6 protein-coding genes are annotated in these 6,658 nt (G+C 71.8%); 2 read left to right on the top strand and 4 right to left on the bottom strand.

The genetic code is table 11. The features are described from left to right. Together GXW76_RS24545 and GXW76_RS24540 are read left to right on the top strand one after the other, a co-directional pair. A partial coding sequence (locus tag GXW76_RS24545; RefSeq protein WP_211864773.1) for a sensor histidine kinase occupies nt 1–1,399 on the top strand: 1,399 nt, incomplete at its 5' end. Nucleotides 1,400–1,477: 78 nt separating this feature from the next. Continuing rightward, nucleotides 1,478–2,461: a GDP-mannose 4,6-dehydratase gene (locus GXW76_RS24540; protein ID WP_211864772.1), complete on the top strand. Its 984-nt coding sequence runs from the start codon at nt 1,478–1,480 to the stop codon at nt 2,459–2,461. Between the two features lie 70 nt (nt 2,462–2,531). Here the strand turns inward: GXW76_RS24540 and GXW76_RS24535 are convergent, their stop codons facing one another. From GXW76_RS24535 to GXW76_RS24520, 4 genes are all read right to left on the bottom strand, one after another. Next, a complete protein-coding gene (locus tag GXW76_RS24535) occupies nt 2,532–3,539 on the bottom strand; it encodes a GDP-mannose 4,6-dehydratase (RefSeq protein WP_211864771.1) in 1,008 nt (335 codons plus the stop codon). A gap of 27 nt (nt 3,540–3,566) precedes the next feature. Next, on the bottom strand, nt 3,567–4,268 hold the full coding sequence (locus GXW76_RS24530; RefSeq protein ID WP_211864770.1) for a sugar phosphate nucleotidyltransferase: 702 nt from the start codon (nt 4,266–4,268) through the stop codon (nt 3,567–3,569). Nucleotides 4,269–4,376: 108 nt separating this feature from the next. Further along, nucleotides 4,377–5,624: a polysaccharide biosynthesis/export family protein gene (locus GXW76_RS24525; RefSeq protein ID WP_211864769.1), complete on the bottom strand. Its 1,248-nt coding sequence runs from the start codon at nt 5,622–5,624 to the stop codon at nt 4,377–4,379. Next, nucleotides 5,621–6,403, bottom strand: a complete 783-nt coding sequence (locus tag GXW76_RS24520; RefSeq protein WP_211864768.1) for a sugar transferase — start codon at nt 6,401–6,403, stop codon at nt 5,621–5,623. The genes GXW76_RS24525 and GXW76_RS24520 overlap by 4 nt, the downstream gene beginning before the upstream one ends. Nucleotides 6,404–6,658: the final 255 nt, after the last annotated feature.

The following is a 6,658-nucleotide window of genomic DNA, read 5'->3' as shown; positions in this document are numbered from 1 at the left end:
CGAGCGCCGCCTGCGCGCCCTCGCCGAAGCCGGCGCGCTCGTGCTCTGGCGGGCGGATGCGGCCGGCGGCTGGACCGAGGCCGCCGGCTGGGCCGGCCTGACCGGACAGACCCCGCCCGCCTTCCGCGGCGACGGCTGGATCGAGATGCTGAACCCGGACGACCGCGCGCCGACGCTCGCCGAATGGGGCCGCTGCCTCGTCGCGCGCGGCCAGATCGGCGTCGAGTTCAGGCTGCGCAACGCCGACGAGGCCGGGTCCTGGCGGTGGGTGCGCGCGACCGGCGTGCCGGTCGTCACCGAGGACGGCCAGCTGGTCGAATGGGTGGGCGCCATCCACGACGTGACCGACGCGCGCGGCGCAGGCGCGGCGCACCGCTTCAACGAGGCGCAGGTGCGCCAGACCGTCGCCGAATTGCGCGCCGTCTACGACACCGTGCCGGTCGGCCTCGCCCTCGTCGATCCGGGGCTGCGCTTCGTCAACGTGAATGCGCGCTTCGCCGCCATCAGCGGCCTGCCGACCGAGGCCCATATCGGGCACGCGCCGCACGAGGTGATGCCCGACGGCCTCGCCAACCCGCTCGAGGACGCGCAACGCCAGGTGCTGGCGACCGGGCGGCCGGTGCTCGACGTCACCTGCACCGGCCAGGCGCCGGGCGCGGTGCAGCACGTGCGGCACTGGCTCGCCTCCTGCCATCCGGTGAAGGATGCGGACGGCGTCGTCACCGGCGTCTCCGCCGTGATGCAGGACGTGACCGAGCGCATGCGCGCCGAACGCTCGCGCGAGCTGCTGGTCACCGAGTTGAACCACCGCGTGAAGAACACCCTCGCGCGCGTGCAGTCGATCGCGGCGCAGTCGCTGCGGCGCGCCGGCACCACCTCGAACGGCTTCGGGCGGGACTTCGTCGGGCGGCTGCAGGCGCTGACGCGCAGCCACGACCTGCTCGCCGAACAGGGCTGGGACAAGGTGGACTTCGCGCGCGTGGTGCGCGCCGGCCTCGCCCCCTGGCTCGAAGGCGGGCGCGCGATCCGCCTCGGCGGTTCGGGCCGCATCCAGGTCGATGCGGCACAAGCCCAGACCCTGGTGCTCGCGCTGCACGAACTCGCGACCAACGCGGTCAGGCACGGCGCGCTGTCGCGCCCAGGCGGCGAGGTGGACGCGACCTGGTCGCTCGGCGAGGACGGCACCGTCCGCTTCGACTGGCGCGAGAGCGGCGGGCCCGCCGTGGCGCCGCCGCCCGCCGAACGCCGCGGCTTCGGCATGCGGATGCTGGAACGCGGCCTGACGCACGACCTCGGCCCGGGCGCCGAGGTCAATGTGTCCTTCCCCGAGGAAGGCCTGCGCGTGGCGATGCGGTTTCGCGCCGGGCTGCCCTCCCTCGCCCCCGTCGCCGCGGGCTGAACACGTTCGTTTCGCTGGCCCAACGCCGTAGCCCCGTCTAGTCTCGGCGTGCCGCGGGGGATTGGGGGAGCGAAGCGGATGGCACGCGCGCTGATCACCGGAGTGACCGGCCAGGATGGTGCCTATCTCGCTGCCCTGCTGCTCGGGAAGGGATACGAGGTGTTCGGCCTGCTGCACCGCCACGGCGGCGCCGAGGCCGTGCAGGAGCAGCTCCGCAAGCTGTCCTGCCACGGCGAGGTCCGCATGGTGGACGGCAACCTGATCGACCTCTCCTCGCTCATTCGCATGCTCCAGCAGGTGCGCCCGGACGAAGTCTACAACCTCGCCGCCCAGTCCTTCGTGCGCATGTCCTGGGACCAGCCGCTGCTGACGGCGCAGGTCACGGCGATCGGCACCGCCAACATGCTGGAGGCGCTGCGCATCGCCGCCCCTGCGGCGCGGCTGTTCCAGGCCGGTTCGAGCGAGATGTTCGGCCGCACCGCGACGATGCTGCAGAACGAGGAGACCCATTTCCGCCCGCGCAGCCCCTACGCCTCGGCCAAGGTGCTGGCACACTGCCTGGTGGTGAACTACCGCGACGCCTTCGGCCTGCACGCCTGCAACGGCATCATGTTCAACCATGACAGCCCGCTGCGCGGCACTGCCTTCGTGCTGCGCAAGATCACCGACGGCGCGGCACGGATCAGCCTCGGGCTGGCGAAGGACCTGGCGATGGGCAACCTCGAGGCGCGGCGCGACTTCGGCCATGCGCGCGACTACGTGCGGGCGATGTGGCTCATGCTCCGGCACGAGCAGGCGGGCGACTACGTCGTCGCCACCGGCCGCGCCGTGTCGATCCGCGACCTCTGCCGCCTTGCCTTCGCCCATGTCGGTCTCGATTGGGAAGCGCATGTGCGGGTGGATCCCGCCTTCCTGCGCCCGGCCGACGTGGACGCGACCGCGGGCGACGCGGCGCGCGCGCGCGCGGAGCTCGGCTGGGCGCCGGAGACGAGCCTCGAGGAGATGATCGCGGAGATGGTCGAGGCCGACCTCGCGCGCTGGCGGGCGGTCGCGCACGCCTGAGCGGCGCGAGGCGCCGGCAGGGCGGGCGCGCGCAACCGGCGGCCGATGTCCATGCCTTGCGGCGACTGCATCAGGCGCGCAGGTCGCGCTCCGCCCGCGCCATCCAGTCCCGGTACCACGCCACCGTCTCGGTGAGCGCGGCGTCGAGCGTCCAGGCCGGCTTCCAGCCCAGCATGCGCCGCGCCTTGGCGGCCGAGAGGTGCTGTTCCGGGATCTCGTTGCTCGCCTGGCCCAGGATGATCGGCTCAAGATCCTCCCGCCCCGCCGCGGCGAGGATGTGGCCCAGCAACTGGAGCACCGAGAGCGGCTGCTCGGTGGAGAAGTTGAAGGCCTCGCCATGGATGGCGGGGTCCTCCATCCGCTCGGCCACGGTGAGGTAGGCGAGCACGACGTCGCGCACGTAGATGTAGTCGCGGATCATGCTGCCGTCGGAGCGCAGCACCGGGCGTTCGCCGCGCAGCGCCCAGCGCACCACGCCCGGCACGATGCGGTTGAAGTTGAGGTCGCGCCCCCCGTAGAAATTGCCCGCGCGGGTGATGCAGATCGGCAGGCCGTAGCTCTTGTGATAGGTCTGCGCGATGATGTCGGTGCAGGATTTCGACGCATCGTAGGGGTGGCGGCCGCGCAGCGGCATGGTCTCGTCATAGGGCAGCGTCGGCGCCGTCCCGTAGGCCTTGTCGGATGAGGCGACGACGATGCGCTTCACCAGCCCACCGAGTTCCCGGCAGGCATCGAGCACGTTCCAGGTGCCCCGGATATTCGCCTCGAAGGTCGATCGTGGGCTGCGGTTGGCGATGCCGACGATGGGCTGCGCGCCGAGGTGCAGCACCGTGTCCGCCTCGTATTCGTTGATGGCGCGCAGCACCGTCTCGTAGTCCTCGAGCGCACCGGCCACGATGAAGTGCGGCTCCGTCGCCGGGTCGTCGCGGCGCGCCAGGTGCCAGCCGCCGTCGCGGACATAGCCGATCGTCGTCGCGCCGCGGCGGTTCAGTTCCTGCACTGTCCAGGAGCCGAGGAAGCCCGCGGCGCCGGTGACGAAGACACGCTTGCCCGCCCAGAAATCCGCGGCGCCGCTCATCGCCGGGCGGCTCCTTTCCGTCGTCCGTCAGGCCGCATTGCGGAGCCAGGGAAGATTGCCCTCGGAGAACATCGTCTCGAGCTCCTGCTGGTCCTTGTGGGTGTCCATCGACTTGAAGAAGCCGTCATGGTGGAAGGTGGCAAGATGGCGCCCGGGCAGCAGGTTGGGGAAGACCTCGCGTTCCAGGCTCTCGCCCTGCCAGTGGTCGAAGACGCGCCGTTCCATGACGAAGAAGCCGGCGTTGATCCAGTGCTCGCGCAGCACGGGCTTCTCGCGGAAGTCCCGGATGGTGCCGTCCGCATCGGCCTCGATGGTGCCGTACTGGGAACGCAGCGGGACCGAGGTGATGGTGGCGAGCTTGCCGGCGCGGCGATGGAAGGCGAGCAGGTCGGCGAAGACCACGTCCGAGAGCCCGTCGCCATAGGTGGCCATGAAGGTTTCCCCGAGCAGGTGCCGGCAGCCGCGGATGCGCCCGCCGGTATCCGTCGTCGCGCCGGTGTCCACGATGTCGATCTTCCAGCCGAAGTCGCGGCCGTCGAAGTAGTCGATGATGACCTCCTTGCGGTGGCCGACCGAGACGATGAACTCGGTGATGCCCTGGCGTGCATAGAGGTCCATCACCCGCAGCAGGATCGGCTTGCCGCCCACCGGCATCATCGGCTTCGGCAGGTATTCCGTGAACGGATAGGCGCGGGTGCCGGAACCGCCGGCCAGGATCACCACCTTCATCGCAGGCTCCTCCAGGGGAAGTGCGGCAGTGGCACCGGCCGTGGCGGCGCCTGGCGCGCGCCGGCGCGGGTCATGGGGCGCCATCCCCGCGGTATGCCGGCACGATCGTCAGCGGGGCATCTCCGACGCGAGGCGCCGGCCCGGCGCAGGCTCGTCGGAGGTGACCTCCACGAGGTCGCCCGGCAGCAGGGGCGTGTCGATGCGCGCCGCGATCCGTTCCGGCGGGGAGGAACGCACGCGCAGGATCGTGTAGGCGAGGGCCGCGGGCGGGCCGAGGGGGCTGTCCTCCGGCGGCAGCACGCCGCGCAGTTCGGCGAGGCCGGCGCGCCCCTCCTCCACCGCCACGCGCAGGCGCGCGATCGTGTCCTCGGCGTCCTTGAGGCCCGTCGTGATCTCGAGCCGGCGCTGCGTGACGGCACTGCCGCGCGTCTGCTCGATGCGCGCGAGTTCCTGCCGCGCGCGGGCGATGTAGGCCCTGATCTGGCGACGCTCGCCCTCGACCTGCACGGCCGATCGCGCCAGCTGCACCACGCGGGCATCGCGCGCGGTCAGGCCCTGGCGCATCAGGTCGGCGACGTAGGCGCGCTCCTGGTTCAGCAGCGCCGCCTCCTGGTCCTTCGAGGCGTCCTGCTCCTCGAGGGCCCGGATCTCGTCGTTGTAGGCCTCGCGCTGGGTCGTCAGCATGGCGATCAGGGTGGCGTGCGCCTCGACGCGGCGGCGCAGGATCTCGCGCTCCGCCTCCAGGGTCTGGTGCAGCCGCTCGGGCAGGAGGAAGCGCGCGGCCTCCGCCGGTGCATCGACATCGGCCGCGCCGGCGGCCTCGGCGAGCAGGCGCGTGCGGGCGACCAGCGCGATGCCGAGCGCGCCCTGGTTCTGGCGCAACTGCTCGCGCAGGCGCGCGATCTCGATCCGCGCGCCGATCTCCTCGCCTTCGATCCGGCGCGCGCCGCCGGCGAGGGCCACCGCATGCCCGACGGTCATGCCGAGCTGGAAGGGGAACTGGCCGGGCCGGCGGATCACGCCGGCGACCAGGATCGGCTGCAACTCGGCGATCTCGACCGAGACGCGGGGGTCGAGGATGGCGGCATCCTCCCGCAGGCGTCGGGTCAGCGCCTCGCCGATCCCCTCGACCGGGAGTCCGGCGACCGCGAGATTGCCGATGAAGGGCAGCGAGAGCGCGCCGCCGGGGAGAACGCGAAATTCCCCGGACAGGTCGGGGCGCCGGTGGACGGTGATGGCGATCCGGTCGCCCGGGCCGACCACGAAAGGCTCGGCGCCCGCCGCGGCCGCGCCGAAGGCGGCGAACCAGAGCCCCAGGAGCGGGCCCGCGAGCGACCGCTGCCGGGTGCGCGTCATCGGTTGCCCGACCCCTCATGCACCGCCGGCACGGTCTCCGGCGGCTCCTGGTCCGGCTCGGGTGCGGCCGGCTTGCCGAGCCGGCGCGGCGGCGCCTCGCGCACCAGTCGGGCGCCGTGGCGGGCCAGCAGGTCGAGCACCTCCTCGGAGGTGAAGCGCGCACTCTCGGAGAAGCCGGCGAGGACGGTGTAGGCGAGGATCCGAAGGTCGAGCAGCGGCGAGTAGTTGCGCAGCACCGCATCGCAGTAGGCGATCTCGATCGCGAGACGCTGCTGGTCGCTCAGAAGGTCGCGCCCGACCAGCTGGACCGGGCCGGTGAGGCCGCCCGGCGTCAGGAAGCGGTCCTCGACCTGGGGGAACTCCTCGCCCAGCGACGCGACGACGTTGTCGGGCAGCGGGCGGTTGCCGACCACGCTCATGCGACCTGCAAGGACGTGCAGCAGTTGCGGCATCTCGGTCAGCATGAGCCGTTCGATGACCCGGCCGATCGGCGTGTAGAGCGGCGAGGTGATCGGCAGGTTGAGGAAGCGCGTCGAGACGATGGGCACCGTGTCGCGGTTGGCGATGCGGTCGGCGTCCCGCCGCATGGTCCTGAACTTGACGATGGGCTCCGCCGGCCCGCTGTTGAGACGGCGCCGCGAAACATAGAGGACGGGCCGCCCTTCGAGCACGCCGATGCCGGCCGCCATGAGGAGGAGCAACGGCAGGAGCGCCAGCAGCATCGATCCTCCCACGAGGAGGTCGAAGGCTCGCTTCATCGGAGGGATCGGCTGGCGCACGTGATGCCCTTCCTCGGTCCGGAGCGGGGGGAAATCGCCGGGCCTAGGAACCGGATCTGGTACCACGCCGCGGCCGGCTCCCGGTAATGGAATAATGATATCGTAATGATCGGGGCGCGTTTGTGAAACGTATCACTTCGCAAACGTTCGTGGTCTTAAAGTCCGGTTCATCTCCCGGAAATGCGGCGCGGCAGGCGCCCCCCCCCGCCGCGGGGGGCCGGCGCCGCGCTGTGCCCCCCCCCCCCGCGGGGCCTT

This window comes from Neoroseomonas soli (genome assembly GCF_018129065.1).
Lineage (GTDB): Bacteria > Pseudomonadota > Alphaproteobacteria > Acetobacterales > Acetobacteraceae > Neoroseomonas > Neoroseomonas soli.
The sequence above is the reverse complement of the archived record's forward strand: the minus strand, read 5'-3'. Positions and strand labels throughout refer to the sequence as shown.

What these genes read in the sequence shown, in the direction of transcription:
- GXW76_RS24540 (WP_211864772.1), top strand. Translation starts at nt 1,478, where the DNA reads ATGGCACGCGCGCTGATCACCGGAGTGACCGGCCAGGATGGTGCCTAT.
- GXW76_RS24535 (WP_211864771.1), bottom strand. Translation starts at nt 3,539, where the DNA reads ATGAGCGGCGCCGCGGATTTCTGGGCGGGCAAGCGTGTCTTCGTCACC.
- GXW76_RS24530 (WP_211864770.1), bottom strand. Translation starts at nt 4,268, where the DNA reads ATGAAGGTGGTGATCCTGGCCGGCGGTTCCGGCACCCGCGCCTATCCG.
- GXW76_RS24525 (WP_211864769.1), bottom strand. Translation starts at nt 5,624, where the DNA reads ATGACGCGCACCCGGCAGCGGTCGCTCGCGGGCCCGCTCCTGGGGCTC.